Below are 20,294 nucleotides of genomic sequence, written 5' to 3'. Positions count from 1 at the left end.
ATCCATCCAGTATTTGGCCGTATACTCCTACGTTTTCGACGCCCGCCAAGCGAGGCCACTTTGGACAAGATCCTGATTCGTGGGGCCCGAACCCACAACCTGAAGAACATCGACCTGACCCTGCCACGGGACAAGCTGATCGTCATCACCGGCCTGTCCGGATCCGGCAAATCGTCCCTGGCGTTCGACACGCTGTACGCCGAAGGTCAGCGCCGCTACGTCGAATCGCTGTCGGCCTATGCCCGGCAGTTTTTGTCGATGATGGAAAAGCCTGACGTCGACACCATCGAAGGTCTGTCGCCAGCCATTTCCATCGAACAGAAATCGACTTCGCACAACCCGCGTTCAACGGTCGGCACCATCACCGAAATCTACGACTACCTGCGCCTGCTTTACGCTCGCGTGGGTATTCCGCGTTGCCCGGACCACGACATCCCACTGGAAGCGCAGACCGTCAGCCAGATGGTCGACCTGGTCCTCGCCCAACCGGAGGGCAGCAAGCTCATGCTGCTGGCCCCGGTGATTCGCGAGCGCAAAGGCGAACACCTTTCGGTCTTCGAAGAACTGCGCGCCCAGGGTTTTGTGCGCGCGCGCGTCAACGGACGGCTTTGCGAACTCGACGAGTTGCCCAAGCTGGACAAACAGAAGAAGCACTCGATCGATGTCGTGGTCGACCGCTTCAAGGTTCGCGCCGATCTGCAACAGCGTCTGGCCGAGTCCTTCGAGACCGCCTTGAAGCTGGCGGATGGCATTGCGTTGGTTGCGCCAATGGACGACGAGCCCGGCGAAGAGATCATCTTCTCCGCGCGCTTCGCTTGCCCGATCTGCGGTCATGCCATCAGCGAGCTGGAACCCAAGCTGTTCTCCTTCAACAACCCGGCCGGCGCCTGCCCGACATGCGATGGCCTGGGTGTGAAGCAGTTCTTCGACATCAAGCGACTGGTGAATGGCGAGCTGACGCTGGCCGAAGGAGCGATTCGCGGCTGGGACAGGCGTAACGTCTATTACTTCCAGATGCTCGGCTCGCTGGCCTCGCACTACAAGTTCAGCCTGGAAGTGCCGTTCAACGACCTGTCGGCCGATCAGCAGAAATTCATCCTGCACGGCAGCGGTTCGCAGAACGTCGACTTCAAATACCTGAACGACCGTGGCGACATCGTCAAACGCTCGCATCCGTTCGAAGGCATCGTGCCGAACCTGGAACGCCGCTATCGCGAAACCGAGTCGGCATCGGTGCGTGAAGAGCTGGCCAAGTTCCTCAGCACCCAGCATTGTCCGGATTGCCGCGGAACTCGCCTGCGTCGTGAAGCGCGACACGTCTGGGTGGGCGAAAAGACGCTTCCAGCGGTGACGAACCTGCCGATTGGCGACGCCTGTGAATATTTTGGCGAGCTCAAACTTACGGGCCGTCGCGGCGAAATTGCCGACAAGATTCTCAAGGAAATCCGCGAGCGCCTGCAGTTTCTGGTCAACGTGGGGCTGGACTATCTGTCCCTGGATCGCAGCGCGGACACGTTGTCTGGCGGTGAGGCTCAGCGGATTCGCCTGGCCAGCCAGATTGGTGCCGGCCTGGTGGGCGTCCTGTACATCCTCGACGAACCGTCCATCGGTCTGCACCAACGAGACAATGATCGATTGCTGGGAACGCTCAAGCACCTGCGCGACATCGGCAACACGGTGATTGTGGTCGAGCACGATGAAGATGCCATTCGCCTGGCGGACTATGTCGTCGATATTGGTCCGGGCGCGGGCGTCCATGGTGGGCACATCGTCGCTGAAGGAACGCCGGCCGAGGTCATGGATCACCCAGACTCCTTGACCGGCAAGTATCTGTCGGGCCGAGTAAAGATCGCCGTTCCAGCCAAGCGCACACCGCGTAACAAGAAGCTGTCGCTGTCCCTCAAGGGCGCTCGCGGCAACAACTTGCGCAATGTCGACCTGGACATTCCGATTGGCCTGTTGACGTGTGTGACCGGCGTGTCCGGCTCGGGCAAGTCGACACTGATCAACAACACGCTGTTCCCCTTGAGCGCTACCGCACTCAACGGGGCGACGACGCTTGAGGCCGCCGCTCACGACAGCATCAAAGGCCTGGAGCATCTGGATAAGGTGGTCGACATCGACCAGAGTCCGATCGGGCGCACGCCACGCTCCAACCCGGCGACCTATACCGGTCTGTTCACACCGATCCGCGAACTGTTCGCGGGTGTTCCGGAGTCCCGCTCACGCGGTTATGGCCCGGGGCGCTTCTCCTTCAACGTGAAGGGCGGACGTTGTGAAGCTTGTCAGGGCGACGGTCTGATCAAGGTCGAGATGCACTTCCTGCCGGACATCTATGTCCCGTGCGACGTCTGCAAGAGCAAGCGCTACAACCGCGAAACCCTTGAGATCAAGTACAAGGGCAAGAGCATCCACGAAACCCTCGAGATGACCATCGAGGAAGCTCGTGTGTTCTTCGATGCGGTTCCGGCGCTGGCGCGCAAGCTTCAGACATTGATGGATGTGGGTCTGTCTTACATCAAGCTGGGGCAATCGGCGACCACGTTGTCGGGCGGTGAAGCCCAGCGGGTGAAACTGTCCCGGGAACTGTCGAAGCGGGATACCGGCAAGACGCTGTACATCCTCGACGAGCCAACCACTGGCCTGCACTTCGCGGATATCCAGCAACTGCTCGACGTACTGCATCGATTGCGCGATCACGGCAACACGGTGGTGGTGATCGAGCATAACCTCGATGTCATCAAGACTGCCGATTGGCTGGTCGATCTGGGGCCGGAAGGCGGCTCCAAGGGCGGACAGATCATTGCTGTCGGTACACCGGAAGAAGTGTCCGAGATGAAGCAGTCTCACACCGGCTTCTACCTCAAGCCGCTTCTGGCTCGCGACAAAGCCTGAATCCGGCCCATGAAAAAGCCCCTGTCACTTCATCAGTGACAGGGGCTTTTTTGTAGCCTGTGCAATCAGGTGTGGGATTGCAGGTAGTTCTCAAGACCGATCAGCTTGATCAGACCCAACTGCTTCTCGAGCCAGTAAGTGTGATCTTCTTCGGTGTCGTTCAGCTGAATACGCAGCATTTCGCGGCTAACGTAGTCTTTGTGCAATTCGCAGAGCTCAATGCCCTTGCACAGTGCGGCGCGGACTTTGTATTCCAGTCGCAAGTCGGCGGCAAGCATGTCCGGCACAGTAGTGCCGACATCGAGGTCGTCCGGACGCATGCGCGGCGTCCCTTCAAGCATCAGAATACGGCGCATCAGGGCATCGGCATGCCCTGCTTCTTCTTCCATCTCGTGGTTGATTCGTTCGTAGAGCTTGGTGAATCCCCAGTCCTCATACATCCGCGAGTGAACGAAATATTGATCACGCGCGGCCAGTTCGCCGGTCAGCAACGTGTTGAGGTAATCGATTACGTCTGGGTGCCCTTGCATCGCCCTACATCTCCCTGCTTGAAAGGCTGTAGTTTGAACTACGACGACTGTTTGGTCACTCGCTTGCGCTATAAAAGCGAAGATATTCTGGGATAAGTGGCTTAAATAACGCCAAAACCGCCCTAATGAGGGCGGTTCTGCTTCTCGTTTAGACTTCGTTAAGCTGTACGCCCAACGCCTTCGCGATTGCTTCTCCATACGCCGGGTCGGCGCTGTAGAAGTGCTGCAACTGACGATCGACTACGTCATCGGAAACCCCGGCCATTGCACCGGCAACGTTCCTGACCAACAAGGCCCTCTGCTCATCGCTCATGAGTCGGAATAGCGCGCCGGCATGGCTGTAATAGTCAGTGTCTTCGCGATGATCATATCGATCAGCCGCACCGCTGAGCGCAAGAGGCGGCTCGGCATAGCGAGGAGCCTGCTTTGGCGACTCGACGTAGCTGTTCGGCTCGTAGTTAGGTGCCGCCCCGCCATTGCTGCCAAACGCCATCGAACCATCGCGCTGGTAGCTGTTCACCGGGCTACGAGGTGCATTCACCGGCAGCTGTTGATGATTGGTGCCAATACGGTAGCGGTGGGCATCTGCGTAAGCGAACACGCGCCCTTGGAGCATACGATCGGGAGACAGACCGACACCCGGGACCATGTTGCTCGGACCGAACGCCGCCTGCTCCACTTCAGCGAAGTAGTTCAGCGGATTACGATTGAGCTCGAGCTCGCCCACTTCGATCAGCGGAAATTCTTTCTGCGACCAAGTTTTGGTCACGTCGAACGGATTCTCGTAGTGAGCCGCGGCCTGCGCTTCAGACATGATCTGGATGCACACACGCCATTTCGGGAAGTCACCACGCTCAATCGCCTCGAACAGGTCACGCTGCGCGTAATCCGGATCGGTACCGGCCAGGCGTGCAGCCTCTGCTGGCGCGAGGTTCTTGATGCCTTGCTTGGTTTTGTAGTGCCACTTCACCCAATGCCGTTCACCTTTGGCGCTGATCAGGCTGTAGGTGTGGCTGCCAAAGCCGTGCATGTGACGGTATCCGTCAGGAATGCCACGGTCCGAAAACAAGATGGTGACCTGGTGCAGCGCCTCGGGCGAGTGCGACCAGAAGTCCCACATCATCTGTGCGCTTTTCAGATTACTTTGCGGCAGACGTTTTTGGGTGTGGATAAAGTCCGGAAATTTGAGTGGGTCGCGAATAAAAAATACGGGGGTGTTGTTGCCAACAATGTCCCAGTTGCCTTCCTCGGTATAAAACTTCAAAGCAAAGCCACGTGGATCGCGCTCGGTGTCGGCCGAACCGCGTTCGCCGCCGACGGTAGAGAAGCGCAAGAATGTCGGGGTTTGCTTGCCGACAGATTCAAACAGTTTGGCGCTGGTGTACTCGGTGATATCCCGACTCACGGTGAACGTACCGTAAGCTCCCGAGCCCTTGGCGTGTACGCGACGCTCAGGGATGTTTTCACGGTTGAAGTGGGCAAGCTTCTCGATCAGGTGGAAGTCGTCGAGCAGCAGCGGGCCACGAGGGCCGGCGGAACGGGAATTCTGGTTGTCGGCGACAGGAGCGCCACTGGCGGTGGTAAGCGTTTTATTTTGGCTCATGCGATCTCTTCCTCTGTCAGTCTTGAACTGCCGGCTAAGCGGCTGAGAGGGAGTATTGATCATGAACGTTACAGCCACAAATTCATTAACTTGCGACTATCGATAGATAATTACTAATTACATTCAGAAATGTGTGTCGATCACGACGCTTTTCGATCAGGCACAAAAAACCGGGCGCTAGGCCCGGTTCTTTGTTTCAGACTGACGTCTTACTCGGCAGATACAGCTTCGCCGGCAGTAGCACGATCAACCAACTCGACGTACGCCATAGGCGCGTTGTCGCCAGTGCGGAAACCGCACTTGAGGATGCGCAGGTAGCCACCCTCACGGGTAGCGTAACGCTTGCCCAGGTCGTTGAAGAGCTTACCAACGATAGCTTTCGAACGAGTACGGTCGAAAGCCAGACGGCGGTTAGCCAGGCTGTCTGTCTTGGCCAAAGTGATCAGCGGCTCAGCAACGCGACGCAGTTCTTTAGCTTTCGGCAGTGTAGTTTTGATCAGCTCGTGCTCGAACAGCGACACTGCCATGTTTTGAAACATGGCCTTGCGGTGCGAGCTAGTGCGGCTCAGGTGACGACCACTTTTACGATGACGCATGGTTCATTCCTTACCAAACACGACGTTCGGTGATTACGACGATCAGGCAGTCGCCTTGTCGTCCTTCTTAAGACTTGCAGGCGGCCAGTTGTCGAGGCGCATGCCGAGGGACAGACCGCGGGAGGCCAGAACGTCCTTGATTTCAGTCAAGGATTTCTTGCCAAGGTTCGGAGTCTTCAACAGCTCTACTTCGGTACGCTGAATCAGGTCACCGATGTAGTAGATGTTTTCCGCCTTAAGGCAGTTAGCCGAACGTACAGTCAGTTCCAGATCGTCAACCGGGCGAAGCAGGATCGGATCGATCTCGTCTTCCTGCTCAACAACCACTGGCTCACTGTCACCTTTGAGGTCGACGAACGCAGCCAACTGCTGTTGCAGAATGGTTGCAGCGCGGCGGATAGCCTCTTCAGGATCCAGGGTACCGTTGGTTTCCAGATCAATAACCAGCTTGTCCAGGTTAGTACGCTGCTCGACACGGGCGTTTTCCACCACGTATGCGATACGGCGAACCGGGCTGAACGAAGAGTCAAGCTGCAAGCGACCGATGCTGCGGCTTTCGTCTTCATCGCTCTGACGCGAGTCTGCCGGTTCATAACCACGACCACGAGCTACGGTGAGCTTCATGTTCAGGGCGCCGTTAGACGCCAGGTTAGCGATTACGTGATCGGGGTTAACGATCTCGACATCATGATCCAGCTGAATATCGGCAGCGGTAACCACCCCCGAACCCTTCTTCGACAAGGTCAGCGTAACTTCGTCACGACCGTGCAGCTTGATAGCCAGACCTTTAAGGTTCAACAGGATTTCAATTACGTCTTCCTGTACGCCTTCGATGGCGCTGTACTCATGGAGTACACCGTCAATCTCGGCCTCGACTACTGCACAGCCGGGCATTGAGGACAACAGGATGCGGCGCAGCGCGTTGCCCAGGGTGTGGCCAAAACCACGCTCGAGAGGCTCGAGAGTGATCTTGGCGCGGGTTGGACTGACAACCTGCACATCAATATGGCGGGGTGTCAGGAACTCATTTACCGAAATCTGCATGGATGCACCTATTTTCTAGCCCTTACTTGGAGTAGAGCTCGACAATCAGGCTTTCGTTGATGTCGGCGGACAGATCACTGCGAGCAGGAACGTTCTTGAAAACGCCCGACTTCTTCTCAGTGTCTACTTCTACCCATTCTACGCGGCCACGTTGGGCACACAGATCGAGAGCTTGGACAATGCGAAGTTGGTTCTTTGCTTTCTCGCGAATCGCGACCACGTCACCAGCACGAACCTGGTAAGACGGCACGTTTACGGTCTGACCGTTAACGCTGACGGATTTGTGCGATACCAGCTGACGGGATTCGGCACGAGTAGAGCCAAAACCCATACGGTATACAACGTTGTCCAGACGGCATTCGAGCAGTTGCAGCAGGTTTTCACCGGTTGCACCTTTCTTGCCAGCAGCTTCTTTGTAGTAGCCGCTGAATTGACGCTCGAGAACGCCGTAGATACGACGGACCTTCTGCTTTTCACGCAGTTGGGTGCCGTAATCGGACTGGCGACCGCGGCGTTGGCCGTGGATACCAGGTGCTGCTTCGATGTTGCACTTCGATTCGATCGCGCGCACGCCGCTCTTCAGAAAGAGATCGGTGCCTTCGCGACGAGCGAGTTTGCATTTTGGACCAATGTAACGAGCCATTCTTTACAATCTCCTGGATTACACGCGGCGCTTCTTCGGCGGACGGCACCCGTTGTGCGGGATTGGCGTCACGTCGGTGATGCTGGCGATCTTGTAGCCACAGCCGTTCAAAGCGCGGACTGCAGATTCACGACCTGGGCCTGGACCTTTGACGTTAACGTCGAGGTTTTTCAGACCGTATTCCAGCGCAGCTTGACCAGCACGTTCAGCAGCTACTTGAGCAGCAAACGGGGTGGACTTGCGGGAACCGCGGAAACCCGAACCACCGGAGGTAGCCCAGGAAAGAGCGTTGCCTTGACGGTCGGTGATGGTCACGATTGTGTTGTTAAAAGACGCGTGGATGTGGGCGATGCCATCAACCACTGTCTTTTTGACTTTTTTACGAGGACGAGCAGCAGGTTTAGCCATGATTAATTTCCTGTCGATTCGCTGGGGCGATTACTTGCGGATCGGCTTACGCGGACCTTTACGGGTACGCGCGTTAGTCTTGGTACGCTGACCGCGCACTGGAAGACCACGACGATGACGCAGACCGCGATAGCAACCGAGGTCCATCAAACGCTTGATTTTCATGTTGATTTCGCGACGCAGGTCACCTTCAGTGGTGAACTTCGCCACTTCGCCACGCAGCTGTTCAATCTGCTCGTCGCTCAGATCTTTGATCTTTGCGGCTGGGTTTACCCCAGTCACTGCACAGATCTTCTGTGCAGTAGTGCGACCAACACCATAGATGTAGGTCAGCGAGATAACAGTATGCTTGTTATCTGGAATGTTAACGCCTGCAATACGGGCCATTCAGTGGGACTCCAATTGACAGCTACCTACGCCCCGGAAGCCAAGAAATAGGGCGCGAGATAATATCGCTGTAATAACAAATAATCAACCCGGTAGCGCACTAGCTACCGGGCTTGAAGCACAATCACACTCAGCCTTGGCGCTGTTTGTGACGCGGTTCCGCGCTGCAAATTACTCGAACAACACCTTCGCGGCGAATAATCTTGCAGTTACGGCACAGCTTTTTCACCGATGCACGAACTTTCATCACCAACTCCTCGAACCTTATGGGTACTCAGCGCAACATGCCGCTGCCGTAACCCTTCAGGTTGGCTTTCTTCATCAGGGATTCGTACTGGTGCGAAACGAGGTGCGATTGTACTTGGGACATGAAGTCCATCACAACCACGACGACGATCAGCAACGAGGTCCCGCCAAGGTAGAACGGTACGTTTGCCGCAACCACAAGGAACTGGGGCAACAGACACACGGCCGTCATGTAAAGAGCACCGAACATGGTCAAGCGAGTCAGAACGCCATCAATGTAGCGCGCAGACTGCTCACCTGGACGGATGCCCGGAATAAAGGCACCGGACTTCTTCAGGTTTTCCGCTACGTCTTTCGGATTGAACATCAACGCCGTATAGAAGAAGCAGAAGAAAATAATCCCTGCACTAAACAGCAGAATATTCAACGGCTGACCAGGAGCGATCGACTGCGAGATGTCCTGCAACCAGCCCATACCTTCAGACTGACCGAACCAGGCACCCAACGAAGCCGGGAACAGCAAAATGCTGCTCGCGAAAATGGCCGGAATAACACCGGCCATGTTCACCTTCAGCGGCAAGTGGCTAGTCTGCGCAGCGAAAACCTTGCGGCCCTGCTGACGCTTGGCGTAGTGAACAGCAATACGACGCTGACCACGCTCAATGAACACCACGAAACCGATAATCGCTACTGCCAGCAAACCGATGGCAACCAGGGCGAAGATGTTGATATCACCCTGACGTGCAGACTCGAAAGACTGCCCGATCGCTCTCGGAAGACCGGCGACGATACCCGAAAAAATCAACATCGAGATACCGTTGCCAACACCACGCTCAGTAATCTGCTCACCCAGCCACATCATGAACATCGCACCAGCCACAAAAGTGGATACCGCGACGAAATGGAAGCCAAAGTCACCAGTGAACGCAACGCCCTGCCCTGCCAAGCCAATGGACATGCCAATTGCCTGAACGAGAGCGAGGACGACAGTGCCGTAGCGGGTGTACTGGCTGATCTTGCGACGGCCAGCTTCACCTTCCTTCTTCAACTGCTCCAGCTGCGGGCTGACGGCGGTCATCAGTTGCATGATGATCGATGCCGAAATGTACGGCATGATCCCCAGTGCAAAGATGCTCATCCGCTCCAGCGCGCCGCCGGAAAACATGTTGAACAAGCTAAGAATGGTCCCCTCATTCTGTCGAAACAGGTCCGCGAGTCGGTCCGGGTTGATACCTGGAACCGGGATGTGTGCGCCTATTCGGTAGACGATAATCGCCAGGAACAGAAAACGCAGACGAGCCCAGAGTTCAGACATACCGCCTTTGCCGAGCGCAGAGAGAGCACCTTGCTTAGCCATTTATTCCTCGAACTTGCCGCCAGCTGCTTCGATAGCCGCACGCGCACCTTTGGTGGCGCCGATTCCCTTTCCGATGGTGACAGCGCGAGTAACTTCGCCGGACAGCATGATTTTCACACGCTGTACGTTGACGTTGATCACGTTGGCATCTTTCAGGGACTGCACGGTGACGATGTCGCCTTCCACTTTAGCCAGTTCGGACAAACGCACTTCTGCGCGATCCATGGCTTTCAGGGAAACGAAACCGAACTTCGGCAGGCGACGATGCAGCGGCTGTTGACCGCCTTCAAAGCCTGGAGCAATGGTGCCACCGGAGCGGGAGGACTGACCTTTGTGGCCACGGCCACCGGTCTTGCCCAAACCACTACCGATACCACGGCCCGGACGATGCTTTTCGCGACGGGAACCCGGCGCTGGACTCAGATCATTGAGTTTCATCGATTAACCCTCGACACGCAGCATGTAGTAAGCCTTGTTGATCATCCCGCGATTCTCGGGAGTATCAAGTACTTCTACAGTGTGACCGATGCGACGCAGACCCAGACCCTTAACGCACAGTTTGTGGTTAGGGATGCGGCCGGTCATGCTTTTGATCAGCGTAACTTTAACGGTAGCCATGATCAGAAGATCTCCTTGACGCTTTTGCCACGCTTGGCGGCAATGGATTCAGGAGACTGCATAGCTTTCAAACCTTTGAAAGTGGCGTGAACCACGTTTACCGGGTTAGTCGAGCCGTAGCACTTGGCCAGAACGTTCTGAACGCCAGCAACTTCGAGGACAGCACGCATAGCGCCGCCAGCGATGATACCGGTACCTTCAGAAGCAGGCTGCATGTACACCTTCGAAGCGCCGTGACCGGACTTCATTGCGTACTGCAGAGTGGTGCCGTTCAGATCAACTTGGATCATGTTGCGACGAGCAGCTTCCATTGCCTTCTGGATCGCAGCAGGCACTTCACGTGACTTGCCACGGCCGAAGCCAACACGCCCTTTACCATCACCAACCACGGTCAACGCGGTGAAAGTGAAGATACGGCCGCCTTTTACGGTTTTGGCTACGCGGTTAACTTGAACCAGCTTCTCAATGTAGCCTTCGTCGCGCTTTTGGTCGTTATTTGACATAACTTAGAACTCCAGCCCAGCTTCACGAGCAGCATCAGCCAGCGCCTTGACGCGGCCGTGGTACTTGAAGCCAGAGCGGTCGAAAGCCACCTGCGAGACGCCAGCGGCTTTAGCACGCGTAGCGACCAGCTGGCCAACCTTAGTGGCCGCGTCGATGTTGCCAGTGGCGCCATCACGCAGTTCTTTATCCAAAGTCGAGGCAGATGCCAGGACTTTGTTGCCGTCGGCCGAAATGACCTGGGCGTAGATGTGCTGCGACGAGCGGAACACGCAGAGACGCACGACTTCGAGTTCGTGCATTTTCAGGCGTGCTTTGCGAGCGCGACGCAGTCGAGTAACTTTTTTGTCGGTCATTTGCTATGCCCTACTTCTTCTTGGCTTCTTTACGACGGACGACTTCGTCCGCGTAGCGCACACCTTTGCCTTTGTACGGCTCTGGTGGACGGAAGTCGCGGATCTCGGCGGCCACTTGACCTACCAGCTGCTTATCGATACCCCGGATCAGGATGTCGGTTTGGCTAGGAGTCTCAGCGGTGATGCCTTCCGGCAGTTCATAATCCACTGGGTGCGAGAAGCCAAGAGCCAGGTTCAGCACTGTGCCTTTTGCTTGCGCTTTGTAACCAACACCGACCAGCTGGAGCTTACGCTCGAAGCCTTGGCTTACGCCTTGGACCATGTTGTTTACCAACGCACGAGTGGTACCAGCCATTGCGCGAGTTTGTTGATCGCCATTGCGAGCAGCGAAACGCAGCTCACCAGCTTCTTCAACGATCTCAACGGACGAATGGATGTTCAGTTCGAGAGTGCCCTTGGCACCCTTCACCGAAAGCTGTTGGCCTGCGAATTTTACTTCGACACCGGCTGGCAGCTTAACGGGGTTCTTAGCGACGCGTGACATGCTTATCCCCCCTTAGAACACAGTGCAAAGAACTTCGCCGCCGACACCGGCAGCGCGCGCAGCACGATCCGTCATCACACCTTTGTTGGTGGAGACGATAGACACACCGAGACCGCCACGAACTTTTGGCAGATCATCGACGGACTTGTACTGACGCAGGCCTGGACGGCTAACGCGCTTCACTTCCTCGATGACCGGACGGCCTTCGAAGTACTTCAGCTCGATGGACAGCAGTGGTTTGATTTCGCTGCTGATCTGATAACCCGCAATGTAACCTTCGTCCTTCAGGACTTTGGCAACAGCTACCTTCAAAGTAGAAGATGGCATGCTTACGACGGACTTTTCAGCCATCTGGGCATTACGGATTCGAGTTAGCATGTCCGCTAACGGGTCCTGCATACTCATGGGCTAGACGCTCCTAATACAAAAAAATTAGCCTTGCGGCTACTACTTGTCGCCGAGCTCATCCATGCGAAAAAAGCACGGGCTCAGGCGAGCCGGGTATTCTAGACACACCCCACAAATGAATCAAGCCCCAATAGGGGCTTGATTCAAGTTCAAGGTCACCGATGGTCAGGATCTTGCGATCCCGACCGTCGAGACTTCGATATTGCTTACCAGCTGGCTTTAACCAGACCAGGTACGTCACCACGCATTGCAGCTTCACGCAGTTTGTTACGGCCGAGGCCGAACTTGCGGTAAACGCCGTGTGGACGACCGGTCAGGCGGCAGCGGTTACGCATGCGCGAAGCGCTTGCGTCACGTGGCTGCTTCTGCAGAGCTACTGTAGCTTCCCAACGTGCTTCTGGACTTGCGTTCAGATCAACGATGATAGCTTTCAGTGCTGCACGCTTCTTGGCGTACTTGGCAACCGTGAGCTGACGCTTCAGCTCGCGGTTTTTCATGCTCATCTTGGCCATTTTCCTACTCCAATCAGTTGCGGAACGGGAATTTGAAAGCACGCAGCAGCGCGCGACCTTCATCATCGTTCTTGGCAGTGGTGGTCAGGGTAATGTCCAGACCGCGGAGAGCATCGATCTTGTCGTAGTCGATTTCCGGGAAGATGATCTGCTCTTTAACGCCCATGCTGTAGTTACCACGACCATCGAAGGACTTGGCATTCAGGCCGCGGAAGTCGCGAACCCGAGGCAGGGAGATCGACAGCAGACGATCCAGGAATTCATACATACGCTCACGGCGCAGAGTCACTTTGACGCCGATCGGCCAACCTTCACGGACTTTAAAGCCAGCGATGGATTTCCGAGCGTAAGTCACAACGACTTTCTGACCGGTGATCTTTTCCAGGTCAGCAACAGCATGCTCGATGACTTTTTTGTCGCCGACAGCTTCGCCCAGACCCATGTTCAGGGTGATTTTGGTAACGCGTGGAACTTCCATCACGTTCGAGAGCTTAAGTTCTTCCTTAAGCTTCGGTGCGATTTCCTTCCAGTAAATCTCTTTTAGTCGTGCCATGGTCTTCTACCTAGCAGTGTTCAAGCATCAACCGCTTTTTGGGTCGACTTGAAGACACGAATTTTCTTGCCGTCTTCTACTTTGAAACCAACGCGGTCAGCCTTGTTGGTTTCGCCGTTGAAAATGGCGACGTTAGAAGCGTCCAGTGGAGCTTCTTTTTCGACGATACCGCCTTGTACGCCCGACATCGGGTTAGGCTTGGTATGACGCTTAACCAGGTTCAAACCACCAATAACCAGACGGTTATTAGCGAGAACCTTAAGCACCTTACCGCGCTTACCTTTGTCTTTGCCGGCGATCACGATGATCTCGTCGTCACGACGAATCTTTTGCATGTCGGATCTCCTTACAGCACTTCTGGGGCGAGCGAGACGATCTTCATGAACTTCTCAGTACGAAGTTCACGGGTCACTGGCCCAAAGATACGGGTGCCGATCGGCTCTTGCTTGTTGTTCAGAAGAACAGCAGCGTTGCCATCAAAGCGGATAATGGAGCCATCAGCACGACGTACGCCGTGACGAGTGCGGACTACAACAGCAGTCATCACTTGGCCTTTTTTCACTTTACCGCGAGGAATTGCTTCCTTCACGGTAACTTTGATGATGTCACCGATACCAGCGTAACGACGATGGGAGCCACCCAGCACCTTGATGCACATAACGCGGCGAGCGCCGCTGTTATCGGCCACATCGAGCATGGATTGAGTCTGAATCATATAATTTCTCCGACCCCTAGTCCTTAGACTTCCACAGCGCGTTCGAGAACATCAACCAATGCCCAAGACTTGGTCTTGGCCAACGGACGAGTTTCACGAATAGTGACTTTGTCGCCGATGTGGCACTGATTGGTTTCGTCGTGCGCGTGCAGCTTAGTCGAACGCTTAACGTATTTACCGTAGATCGGGTGCTTTACGCGACGCTCAATCAGAACGGTGATGGTCTTGTCCATTTTGTCGCTGACAACACGGCCAGTCAGCGTACGGACGGTTTTTTCGGCTTCAGCCATGATTACTTACCTGCCTGCTGTTTGAGCACAGTCTTCACGCGAGCGATGTCACGCTTAACTTGCCGGAGCAGGTGAGACTGCCCCAACTGGCCAGTTGCTTTCTGCATGCGCAGATTGAACTGGTCGCGCAGCAGGCCGAGCAGTTGCTCGTTAAGCTGCGGCGCGTCTTTTTCACGAAGTTCGTTCGCTTTCATCACATCACCGTCCGTTTAACGAAGGCAGTGGCGAGCGGCAGCTTTGCAGCAGCCAGGGCAAAAGCCTCACGCGCCAGCTCTTCAGTAACACCCTCGATTTCATACAGGACTTTGCCTGGCTGAATCTGGGCAACCCAGTACTCCACACTACCCTTACCTTTACCCATCCGAACTTCGAGTGGCTTTTTGGAAATAGGCTTGTCCGGGAATACACGGATCCAGATCTTGCCGCCACGTTTAACGTGACGGGTCAGAGCACGACGCGCTGACTCGATCTGACGAGCGGTGAGACGACCACGAGCTACAGACTTCAGCGCGAACTCGCCGAAGCTGACTTTGCTACCGCGCTGAGCCAGACCACGGTTGTGGCCTGTCATCTGCTTGCGGAACTTCGTACGCTTTGGTTGCAACATTTGGCGTACCCCTTACTTAGCAGCTTTTTTACGAGGCGCTGGTGCTTGTGGTTTCAGTTCTTCTTGGCGACCACCAATTACTTCGCCTTTGAAGATCCAAACCTTTACACCGATCACACCGTAAGTGGTGTGAGCTTCGTAGTTGGCATAGTCGATGTCGGCACGCAGGGTGTGCAGTGGCACACGACCTTCGCGATACCATTCAGTACGTGCGATTTCAGCACCGCCGAGACGACCGCTCACTTGGATTTTGATGCCTTTGGCACCAATGCGCATGGCGTTCTGTACAGCGCGCTTCATAGCGCGACGGAACATTACGCGACGCTCCAGCTGCTGAGCTACGCTCTGCGCAACCAACATACCGTCGAGCTCCGGCTTGCGGATTTCTTCGATATTGATGTGCACAGGCACACCCATTTGCTTGGTCAGGTCCTGACGCAGTTTCTCAACATCTTCACCTTTCTTCCCGATAACGATACCTGGACGAGCGGTGTGGATGGTGATACGTGCTGTTTGAGCCGGACGATGGATATCGATACGGCTTACGGACGCGCTTTTTAGTTTGTCTTGGAGATACTCACGCACCTTCAGATCAGCGAACAAATAGTCCGCATAAGTCCGACCGTCTGCGTACCAGACGGAGGTGTGCTCCTTGACGATTCCCAGGCGAATGCCAATGGGATGTACTTTCTGACCCATCTCTTCGACTCCGTTACTTGTCAGCAACCTTGACAGTGATATGGCAAGACCGCTTGACGATGCGATCAGCACGGCCTTTGGCACGTGGCATGATTCGCTTCAGCGAACGCCCTTCGTTGACGAAAACGGTGCTGACTTTAAGGTCATCAACGTCTGCGCCTTCGTTATGCTCGGCGTTGGCTACGGCCGACTCCAGCACTTTCTTCATGATCTCGGCGGCTTTCTTACTGCTGAAAGCCAACAGGTTGAGCGCTTCGCCCACCTTCTTCCCGCGGATCTGGTCGGCGACCAAGCGGGCTTTCTGGGCGGAGATTCGAGCGCCCGACAACTTAGCGGCTACTTCCATCGTTCCTTACCCCTTAACGCTTGGCTTTCTTGTCTGCCACGTGCCCACGATATGTGCGGGTACCGGCAAACTCGCCTAGTTTGTGGCCGACCATGTCTTCGTTCACGAGAACTGGAACATGTTGACGACCGTTATGCACAGCAATGGTCAAACCGACCATTTGTGGCAGGATCATGGAACGGCGCGACCAGGTCTTAACTGGTTTGCGATCGTTCTTTTCCGCCGCCACTTCGATCTTCTTCAGTAGGTGAAGATCAATAAAAGGACCTTTTTTCAGAGAACGTGGCACTGTCGTATCCCTCTATTTACTTGCGACGACGGACGATCATTTTGTCGGTACGCTTATTACCACGAGTCTTCGCGCCCTTAGTCGGGAAGCCCCATGGCGATACCGGATGACGACCACCAGAGGTACGACCTTCACCACCACCATGTGGGTGGTCAACCGGGTTCATGGCAACACCACGAACGGTTGGGCGAACGCCACGCCAGCGTTTGGCACCAGCTTTACCCAGCGAACGCAGGCTGTGCTCGGAGTTCGAGACTTCACCCAGGGTCGCGCGGCATTCAGCCAGCACTTTACGCATCTCACCAGAACGCAGACGCAGGGTCACGTAGACACCTTCACGAGCGATCAGCTGAGCCGAAGCACCAGCGGAACGAGCGATTTGCGCGCCTTTACCTGGCTTCAATTCGATGCCGTGTACGGTGCTACCAACTGGAATGTTACGCAGTTGCAGAGCGTTGCCCGGCTTGATCGGCGCCAAGGCACCTGCGATCAGCTGGTCGCCAGCACTCACGCCTTTAGGGGCGATGATGTAGCGACGCTCGCCATCTGCGTACAGCAGCAGAGCGATGTGAGCAGTACGGTTTGGATCGTATTCAATACGCTCGACAGTGGCAGAGATGCCATCTTTGTCGTTGCGACGGAAATCGACCAGACGATAATGCTGCTTATGGCCACCACCGATGTGACGAGTGGTAATACGACCATTGTTGTTACGACCACCAGTCTTCGATTTTTTCTCGAGCAGCGGTGCGTGAGGAGCGCCTTTATGCAGCTCCTGGTTGACCACCTTGACCACAAAACGGCGGCCAGGGGAAGTCGGTTTGCATTTAACGATTGCCATGATGCACCCCTTCCTTACTCAGCACTGCTGCTGAAATCGAGATCTTGGCCTGGCTGAAGGGAGATAACTGCCTTCTTCCAGTCATTACGCTTGCCCAGACCGCGAGCAGTGCGCTTGCTCTTACCCAGAACATTCAGGGTAGTAACACGCTCTACTTTCACGCTGAACAGGCTTTCGACGGCCTTCTTGATTTCCAGCTTGGTTGCATCAGTTGCAACCTTGAAAACGAACTGGCCTTTTTTGTCAGCCAGAACCGTAGCCTTCTCGGAAACGTGCGGGCCAAGCAGAACTTTAAATACGCGTTCCTGGTTCATCCCAGCAGCTCCTCGAATTTCTTCACGGCCGACACGGTGATCAACACCTTGTCGTATGCGATCAGACTAACTGGATCGGAACCTTGCACGTCACGTACATCAACGTGTGGCAGGTTGCGAGCAGCCAGGTACAGGTTCTGATCAACTACTTCAGACACGATCAAGACGTCAGTCAGGCCCATGCCGGTCAGTTTGTTCAGCAGATCTTTGGTCTTCGGTGCATCAACAGCGAAGTCCTGAACCACAACCAGACGATCAGTACGCACCAGCTCAGCAAGGATGGAACGCATTGCTGCGCGATACATCTTCTTGTTCAGCTTCTGGGTGTGATCCTGAGGACGAGCTGCGAAAGTGGTACCGCCGCCACGCCAGATTGGGCTACGGATAGTACCGGCACGAGCACGGCCAGTACCTTTCTGACGCCATGGGCGCTTACCGCCACCACGAACGTCGGAACGGGTCTTTTGCTGCTTGCTACCTTGACGGCCGCCGGCCATGTAGGCCACGACTGCTTGGTGAACCAGCGTCTCGTTGAATTCGCCGCCAAATGTCAGTTCGGAAACTTCGATCGCTTGAGCGTCATTTACATTTAATTGCATGTCAGCTTCCCCTTAACCGCGAGCCTTGGCTGCTGGACGTACAACCAAGTTGCCGCCAGTAGCGCCAGGAACAGCACCCTTGACCAACAACAGATTGCGTTCAGCGTCCACGCGCACTACTTCCAGGGACTGCACGGTCACGCGCTCAGCGCCCATATGACCGGACATTTTTTTGCCCTTGAATACACGACCAGGAGTCTGGCACTGGCCGATAGAGCCTGGAACGCGGTGGGACACGGAGTTACCGTGGGTATTATCTTGCCCGCGGAAGTTCCAACGCTTGATCGTACCCTGGAAGCCTTTACCTTTGGACTGACCGGTTACATCAACCAGTTGACCAGCGGCGAAGATTTCAGCGTTGATCAGATCGCCGGCCTGGTACTCGCCTTCTTCAAGACGGAATTCCATTACGGTACGACCAGCGGCAACGTTCGCTTTAGCGAAGTGGCCAGCCTGAGCAGCTGTAACACGCGAAGCACGACGCTCGCCTACAGTGACTTGCACTGCACGATAGCCATCGGTCTCTTCAGTTTTGAACTGGGTGACGCGATTCGGCTCGATCTCAATGACCGTGACCGGAATGGAGACACCTTCTTCGGTGAAAATACGGGTCATACCGCATTTACGACCGACTACACCAATAGTCATGTTGTAAACCTCATGAGTGTACGGGGCTTTCACCCGCTATGGCCGCCCATTTCAGAGCGTTACACGACTAAGACCGAGTCTTAGCCGAGGCTGATCTGCACTTCCACACCGGCCGCAAGATCAAGCTTCATAAGAGCATCAACGGTTTTATCCGTTGGCTGGACGATGTCCAGAACGCGCTTATGAGTACGGATCTCGTACTGGTCACGCGCGTCTTTGTTGACGTGCGGGGAGACCAGAACGGTGAACCGCTCTTTACGGGTAGGCAGTGGAATTGGACCACGCACTTGAGCACCAGTACGTTTCGCGGTTTCCACGATTTCCTGGGTGGATTGGTCGATCAGGCGATGGTCAAAAGCCTTCAACCTGATACGGATTTGCTGATTTTGCATTGGATTTCAGACTCCGGCTGCTATTCCCACCGAGCGCAATACGCCCGTTAAAAGGAGGCGCAATTCTATAGACGCCCCATATAGGTGTCAACCCAATAAAAAAGCCCCCGCTAAGCGGGGGCTCTTTCAAATCATCAAAGCTTACTCAAAAAGAGCTTACTCGATGATTTTGGCTACGACGCCAGCGCCGACGGTACGACCGCCTTCACGGATAGCGAAACGCAGACCGTCTTCCATCGCGATGGTTTTGATCAGAGTGACAGTCATCTGGATGTTGTCACCTGGCATTACCATTTCAACGCCTTCTGGCAGCTCGCAGTTACCAGTCACGTCAGTAGTACGGAAGTAGAACTGTGGACGGTAGCCTTTGAAGAACGGAGTATGACGACCGCCTTCTTCCTTGCTCAGAACGTAAACTTCTGCGGTGAACTTGGTGTGCGGCTTAACCGAACCCGGCTTAACCAGAACCTGACCACGTTCAACGTCGTCACGCTTGGTACCACGCAGCAGAACGCCGCAGTTCTCGCCAGCACGACCTTCGTCGAGCAGCTTACGGAACATTTCAACACCGGTGCAGGTGGTGACGGTGGTGTCACGCAGACCAACGATTTCCAGTGGATCCTGAACGCGAACGATACCGCGCTCGATACGACCAGTCACAACAGTACCGCGACCGGAGATCGAGAATACGTCTTCGATTGGCATCAGGAACGGCTTGTCGGTCAGACGAACTGGTTCTGGGATGTAGCTGTCCAGAGTTTCAACCAGTTTACGAACGGCAGTGGTGCCCATTTCGTTGTCGTCTTTGCCTTCCAGAGCCATACGAGCAGAACCGATGATGATCGGAGTGTCGTCACCTGGGAAGTCGTAAGTGCTCAGCAGATCGCGCACTTCCATCTCAACCAGTTCCAGCAGCTCAGCGTCGTCTACCAGGTCAGCCTTGTTCAGGAAAACCACGATGTACGGAACGCCTACCTGACGGGACAGCAGGATGTGCTCACGAGTCTGAGGCATCGGACCATCGGCAGCCGAGCAAACCAGGATCGCGCCGTCCATCTGCGCAGCACCAGTGATCATGTTCTTCACATAGTCAGCGTGACCTGGGCAGTCAACGTGAGCGTAGTGACGGATCTTCGAGTTGTACTCGACGTGCGCGGTGTTGATGGTGATACCACGAGCTTTTTCTTCTGGCGCGCTGTCGATTTTATCGAAATCAACGATGGCCGAACCGAATACTTCGGAGCAGACGCGAGTCAGAGCTGCAGTCAGAGTGGTTTTACCGTGGTCGACGTGACCGATGGTGCCAACGTTGACGTGCGGTAGGGAACGATCAAATTTTTCTTTAGCCACGAC

32 protein-coding genes are annotated in these 20,294 nt (G+C 55.2%); 1 reads left to right on the top strand and 31 read right to left on the bottom strand.

Translation table 11 applies throughout. The annotated features are described in order from the left end of the window. The first annotated feature begins 60 nt into the window (after positions 1-60). Positions 61-2,895, top strand: coding sequence for an excinuclease ABC subunit UvrA (gene uvrA, locus BLQ41_RS08150; RefSeq protein ID WP_090179229.1), 2,835 nt, complete (start codon positions 61-63; stop codon positions 2,893-2,895). A 65-nt stretch (positions 2,896-2,960) separates the two neighbouring features. Here uvrA and bfr read toward each other — a convergent pair whose 3' ends face one another. From bfr to tuf, 31 genes are all read right to left on the bottom strand, one after another. After that, positions 2,961-3,425, bottom strand: a complete 465-nt coding sequence (gene bfr, locus BLQ41_RS08145) for a bacterioferritin (RefSeq protein ID WP_090179226.1) — start codon at positions 3,423-3,425, stop codon at positions 2,961-2,963. Between the two features lie 148 nt (positions 3,426-3,573). Next, the gene (locus BLQ41_RS08140; protein WP_090179223.1) at positions 3,574-5,028 is read right to left on the bottom strand and encodes a catalase; all 1,455 of its coding nucleotides are present in this window, start codon (positions 5,026-5,028) and stop codon (positions 3,574-3,576) included. Positions 5,029-5,237: 209 nt separating this feature from the next. After that, entirely contained in the window at positions 5,238-5,624 is a 387-nt protein-coding gene (gene rplQ, locus BLQ41_RS08135) for a 50S ribosomal protein L17 (protein ID WP_007918448.1), read from the bottom strand. Positions 5,625-5,666: 42 nt separating this feature from the next. Continuing rightward, a complete protein-coding gene (locus tag BLQ41_RS08130) occupies positions 5,667-6,668 on the bottom strand; it encodes a DNA-directed RNA polymerase subunit alpha (protein ID WP_003186012.1) in 1,002 nt (333 codons plus the stop codon). A gap of 22 nt (positions 6,669-6,690) precedes the next feature. Then, entirely contained in the window at positions 6,691-7,311 is a 621-nt protein-coding gene (gene rpsD, locus BLQ41_RS08125; RefSeq protein WP_003210056.1) for a 30S ribosomal protein S4, read from the bottom strand. Positions 7,312-7,329: 18 nt separating this feature from the next. Beyond that, positions 7,330-7,719, bottom strand: coding sequence for a 30S ribosomal protein S11 (rpsK, locus tag BLQ41_RS08120; protein WP_002555466.1), 390 nt, complete (start codon positions 7,717-7,719; stop codon positions 7,330-7,332). A 30-nt stretch (positions 7,720-7,749) separates the two neighbouring features. After that, the gene (gene rpsM, locus BLQ41_RS08115) at positions 7,750-8,106 is read right to left on the bottom strand and encodes a 30S ribosomal protein S13 (protein ID WP_003186020.1); all 357 of its coding nucleotides are present in this window, start codon (positions 8,104-8,106) and stop codon (positions 7,750-7,752) included. A 130-nt stretch (positions 8,107-8,236) separates the two neighbouring features. Continuing rightward, positions 8,237-8,353 carry a 50S ribosomal protein L36 gene (rpmJ, locus tag BLQ41_RS08110; RefSeq protein ID WP_002555468.1) on the bottom strand — a complete coding sequence of 39 codons (117 nt, stop codon included), beginning with the start codon at positions 8,351-8,353 and terminating at the stop codon, positions 8,237-8,239. 27 nt (positions 8,354-8,380) lie between these two features. Then, complete coding sequence (gene secY, locus BLQ41_RS08105; RefSeq protein ID WP_003228718.1) at positions 8,381-9,709, bottom strand: preprotein translocase subunit SecY; 1,329 nt, start codon at positions 9,707-9,709, stop codon at positions 8,381-8,383. Beyond that, the gene (gene rplO / locus BLQ41_RS08100) at positions 9,710-10,147 is read right to left on the bottom strand and encodes a 50S ribosomal protein L15 (protein ID WP_007896782.1); all 438 of its coding nucleotides are present in this window, start codon (positions 10,145-10,147) and stop codon (positions 9,710-9,712) included. Positions 10,148-10,150: 3 nt separating this feature from the next. Further along, positions 10,151-10,327, bottom strand: a complete 177-nt coding sequence (gene rpmD, locus BLQ41_RS08095; RefSeq protein ID WP_003186033.1) for a 50S ribosomal protein L30 — start codon at positions 10,325-10,327, stop codon at positions 10,151-10,153. Positions 10,328-10,329: 2 nt separating this feature from the next. Further along, a complete protein-coding gene (gene rpsE / locus BLQ41_RS08090; protein WP_007943782.1) occupies positions 10,330-10,830 on the bottom strand; it encodes a 30S ribosomal protein S5 in 501 nt (166 codons plus the stop codon). Positions 10,831-10,833: 3 nt separating this feature from the next. Further along, complete coding sequence (gene rplR / locus BLQ41_RS08085; protein WP_003186037.1) at positions 10,834-11,184, bottom strand: 50S ribosomal protein L18; 351 nt, start codon at positions 11,182-11,184, stop codon at positions 10,834-10,836. Between the two features lie 10 nt (positions 11,185-11,194). After that, positions 11,195-11,728, bottom strand: coding sequence for a 50S ribosomal protein L6 (rplF, locus tag BLQ41_RS08080; protein WP_007896774.1), 534 nt, complete (start codon positions 11,726-11,728; stop codon positions 11,195-11,197). Between the two features lie 12 nt (positions 11,729-11,740). Continuing rightward, positions 11,741-12,133: a 30S ribosomal protein S8 gene (gene rpsH / locus BLQ41_RS08075; protein ID WP_003186040.1), complete on the bottom strand. Its 393-nt coding sequence runs from the start codon at positions 12,131-12,133 to the stop codon at positions 11,741-11,743. A 209-nt stretch (positions 12,134-12,342) separates the two neighbouring features. Then, positions 12,343-12,648: a 30S ribosomal protein S14 gene (gene rpsN, locus BLQ41_RS08070; protein ID WP_003176414.1), complete on the bottom strand. Its 306-nt coding sequence runs from the start codon at positions 12,646-12,648 to the stop codon at positions 12,343-12,345. Between the two features lie 13 nt (positions 12,649-12,661). Then, a complete protein-coding gene (rplE, locus tag BLQ41_RS08065) occupies positions 12,662-13,201 on the bottom strand; it encodes a 50S ribosomal protein L5 (protein WP_003176415.1) in 540 nt (179 codons plus the stop codon). Positions 13,202-13,221: 20 nt separating this feature from the next. Then, positions 13,222-13,536, bottom strand: a complete 315-nt coding sequence (rplX, locus tag BLQ41_RS08060; protein ID WP_003176416.1) for a 50S ribosomal protein L24 — start codon at positions 13,534-13,536, stop codon at positions 13,222-13,224. An 11-nt stretch (positions 13,537-13,547) separates the two neighbouring features. After that, complete coding sequence (rplN, locus tag BLQ41_RS08055) at positions 13,548-13,916, bottom strand: 50S ribosomal protein L14 (protein ID WP_002555479.1); 369 nt, start codon at positions 13,914-13,916, stop codon at positions 13,548-13,550. Positions 13,917-13,939: 23 nt separating this feature from the next. Next, the gene (gene rpsQ / locus BLQ41_RS08050; protein ID WP_003176419.1) at positions 13,940-14,206 is read right to left on the bottom strand and encodes a 30S ribosomal protein S17; all 267 of its coding nucleotides are present in this window, start codon (positions 14,204-14,206) and stop codon (positions 13,940-13,942) included. A gap of 2 nt (positions 14,207-14,208) precedes the next feature. After that, positions 14,209-14,400, bottom strand: coding sequence for a 50S ribosomal protein L29 (rpmC, locus tag BLQ41_RS08045; protein ID WP_008030901.1), 192 nt, complete (start codon positions 14,398-14,400; stop codon positions 14,209-14,211). Beyond that, the gene (gene rplP, locus BLQ41_RS08040; RefSeq protein WP_008145497.1) at positions 14,400-14,813 is read right to left on the bottom strand and encodes a 50S ribosomal protein L16; all 414 of its coding nucleotides are present in this window, start codon (positions 14,811-14,813) and stop codon (positions 14,400-14,402) included. The genes rpmC and rplP overlap by 1 nt, the downstream gene beginning before the upstream one ends. 12 nt (positions 14,814-14,825) lie before the next feature. After that, positions 14,826-15,512, bottom strand: coding sequence for a 30S ribosomal protein S3 (gene rpsC, locus BLQ41_RS08035; RefSeq protein WP_003176422.1), 687 nt, complete (start codon positions 15,510-15,512; stop codon positions 14,826-14,828). Between the two features lie 13 nt (positions 15,513-15,525). Continuing rightward, a complete protein-coding gene (gene rplV / locus BLQ41_RS08030; protein ID WP_003103908.1) occupies positions 15,526-15,858 on the bottom strand; it encodes a 50S ribosomal protein L22 in 333 nt (110 codons plus the stop codon). A 13-nt stretch (positions 15,859-15,871) separates the two neighbouring features. Further along, complete coding sequence (gene rpsS, locus BLQ41_RS08025; protein ID WP_002555486.1) at positions 15,872-16,147, bottom strand: 30S ribosomal protein S19; 276 nt, start codon at positions 16,145-16,147, stop codon at positions 15,872-15,874. Positions 16,148-16,163: 16 nt separating this feature from the next. After that, positions 16,164-16,988 carry a 50S ribosomal protein L2 gene (gene rplB / locus BLQ41_RS08020; RefSeq protein ID WP_003176423.1) on the bottom strand — a complete coding sequence of 275 codons (825 nt, stop codon included), beginning with the start codon at positions 16,986-16,988 and terminating at the stop codon, positions 16,164-16,166. Positions 16,989-17,002: 14 nt separating this feature from the next. Continuing rightward, a complete protein-coding gene (rplW, locus tag BLQ41_RS08015) occupies positions 17,003-17,302 on the bottom strand; it encodes a 50S ribosomal protein L23 (protein ID WP_002555488.1) in 300 nt (99 codons plus the stop codon). Beyond that, on the bottom strand, positions 17,299-17,901 hold the full coding sequence (gene rplD / locus BLQ41_RS08010; protein ID WP_007896707.1) for a 50S ribosomal protein L4: 603 nt from the start codon (positions 17,899-17,901) through the stop codon (positions 17,299-17,301). Before rplD ends, rplW begins: the two co-directional genes overlap by 4 nt. Positions 17,902-17,913: 12 nt before the next feature. Then, entirely contained in the window at positions 17,914-18,549 is a 636-nt protein-coding gene (rplC, locus tag BLQ41_RS08005; RefSeq protein WP_003186059.1) for a 50S ribosomal protein L3, read from the bottom strand. An 80-nt stretch (positions 18,550-18,629) separates the two neighbouring features. Next, on the bottom strand, positions 18,630-18,941 hold the full coding sequence (gene rpsJ / locus BLQ41_RS08000; protein WP_003186070.1) for a 30S ribosomal protein S10: 312 nt from the start codon (positions 18,939-18,941) through the stop codon (positions 18,630-18,632). Positions 18,942-19,097: 156 nt separating this feature from the next. Beyond that, entirely contained in the window at positions 19,098-20,291 is a 1,194-nt protein-coding gene (tuf, locus tag BLQ41_RS07995; protein WP_027924378.1) for an elongation factor Tu, read from the bottom strand. Positions 20,292-20,294: the final 3 nt, after the last annotated feature.

This window comes from Pseudomonas arsenicoxydans (assembly GCF_900103875.1).
GTDB classification, from domain to species: Bacteria; Pseudomonadota; Gammaproteobacteria; order Pseudomonadales; family Pseudomonadaceae; genus Aquipseudomonas; species Aquipseudomonas arsenicoxydans.
The sequence above is the reverse complement of the archived record's forward strand: the minus strand, read 5'-3'. Positions and strand labels throughout refer to the sequence as shown.

Bases quoted from the DNA above. Each gene is read 5' to 3' on its own strand.
- secY (WP_003228718.1), bottom strand. From the start codon at position 9,709: ATGGCTAAGCAAGGTGCTCTCTCTGCGCTCGGCAAAGGCGGTATGTCT.
- rplC (WP_003186059.1), bottom strand. From the start codon at position 18,549: ATGACTATTGGTGTAGTCGGTCGTAAATGCGGTATGACCCGTATTTTC.
- rpmJ (WP_002555468.1), bottom strand. From the start codon at position 8,353: ATGAAAGTTCGTGCATCGGTGAAAAAGCTGTGCCGTAACTGCAAGATT.
- rplP (WP_008145497.1), bottom strand. From the start codon at position 14,813: ATGTTGCAACCAAAGCGTACGAAGTTCCGCAAGCAGATGACAGGCCAC.
- rplV (WP_003103908.1), bottom strand. From the start codon at position 15,858: ATGGAAGTAGCCGCTAAGTTGTCGGGCGCTCGAATCTCCGCCCAGAAA.
- rplW (WP_002555488.1), bottom strand. From the start codon at position 17,302: ATGAACCAGGAACGCGTATTTAAAGTTCTGCTTGGCCCGCACGTTTCC.
- rpsJ (WP_003186070.1), bottom strand. From the start codon at position 18,941: ATGCAAAATCAGCAAATCCGTATCAGGTTGAAGGCTTTTGACCATCGC.
- rpsK (WP_002555466.1), bottom strand. From the start codon at position 7,719: ATGGCTAAACCTGCTGCTCGTCCTCGTAAAAAAGTCAAAAAGACAGTG.
- rpsQ (WP_003176419.1), bottom strand. From the start codon at position 14,206: ATGGCTGAAGCCGAAAAAACCGTCCGTACGCTGACTGGCCGTGTTGTC.
- rplB (WP_003176423.1), bottom strand. From the start codon at position 16,988: ATGGCAATCGTTAAATGCAAACCGACTTCCCCTGGCCGCCGTTTTGTG.
- rpsN (WP_003176414.1), bottom strand. From the start codon at position 12,648: ATGGCCAAGATGAGCATGAAAAACCGCGAGCTGAAGCGTCAGCTCACG.
- rpsH (WP_003186040.1), bottom strand. From the start codon at position 12,133: ATGAGTATGCAGGACCCGTTAGCGGACATGCTAACTCGAATCCGTAAT.
- BLQ41_RS08130 (WP_003186012.1), bottom strand. From the start codon at position 6,668: ATGCAGATTTCGGTAAATGAGTTCCTGACACCCCGCCATATTGATGTG.
- rplR (WP_003186037.1), bottom strand. From the start codon at position 11,184: ATGACCGACAAAAAAGTTACTCGACTGCGTCGCGCTCGCAAAGCACGC.
- rpmD (WP_003186033.1), bottom strand. From the start codon at position 10,327: ATGGCTACCGTTAAAGTTACGCTGATCAAAAGCATGACCGGCCGCATC.
- rpsD (WP_003210056.1), bottom strand. From the start codon at position 7,311: ATGGCTCGTTACATTGGTCCAAAATGCAAACTCGCTCGTCGCGAAGGC.
- rpsE (WP_007943782.1), bottom strand. From the start codon at position 10,830: ATGTCAAATAACGACCAAAAGCGCGACGAAGGCTACATTGAGAAGCTG.
- rplN (WP_002555479.1), bottom strand. From the start codon at position 13,916: ATGATTCAGACTCAATCCATGCTCGATGTGGCCGATAACAGCGGCGCT.
- rplD (WP_007896707.1), bottom strand. From the start codon at position 17,901: ATGCAATTAAATGTAAATGACGCTCAAGCGATCGAAGTTTCCGAACTG.
- rplX (WP_003176416.1), bottom strand. From the start codon at position 13,536: ATGCAAAAGATTCGTCGTGACGACGAGATCATCGTGATCGCCGGCAAA.
- rpsM (WP_003186020.1), bottom strand. From the start codon at position 8,106: ATGGCCCGTATTGCAGGCGTTAACATTCCAGATAACAAGCATACTGTT.
- rplF (WP_007896774.1), bottom strand. From the start codon at position 11,728: ATGTCACGCGTCGCTAAGAACCCCGTTAAGCTGCCAGCCGGTGTCGAA.
- bfr (WP_090179226.1), bottom strand. From the start codon at position 3,425: ATGCAAGGGCACCCAGACGTAATCGATTACCTCAACACGTTGCTGACC.
- BLQ41_RS08140 (WP_090179223.1), bottom strand. From the start codon at position 5,028: ATGAGCCAAAATAAAACGCTTACCACCGCCAGTGGCGCTCCTGTCGCC.
- rplQ (WP_007918448.1), bottom strand. From the start codon at position 5,624: ATGCGTCATCGTAAAAGTGGTCGTCACCTGAGCCGCACTAGCTCGCAC.
- rplO (WP_007896782.1), bottom strand. From the start codon at position 10,147: ATGAAACTCAATGATCTGAGTCCAGCGCCGGGTTCCCGTCGCGAAAAG.
- rplE (WP_003176415.1), bottom strand. From the start codon at position 13,201: ATGGCACGACTAAAAGAGATTTACTGGAAGGAAATCGCACCGAAGCTT.
- rpsC (WP_003176422.1), bottom strand. From the start codon at position 15,512: ATGGGTCAGAAAGTACATCCCATTGGCATTCGCCTGGGAATCGTCAAG.
- rpmC (WP_008030901.1), bottom strand. From the start codon at position 14,400: ATGAAAGCGAACGAACTTCGTGAAAAAGACGCGCCGCAGCTTAACGAG.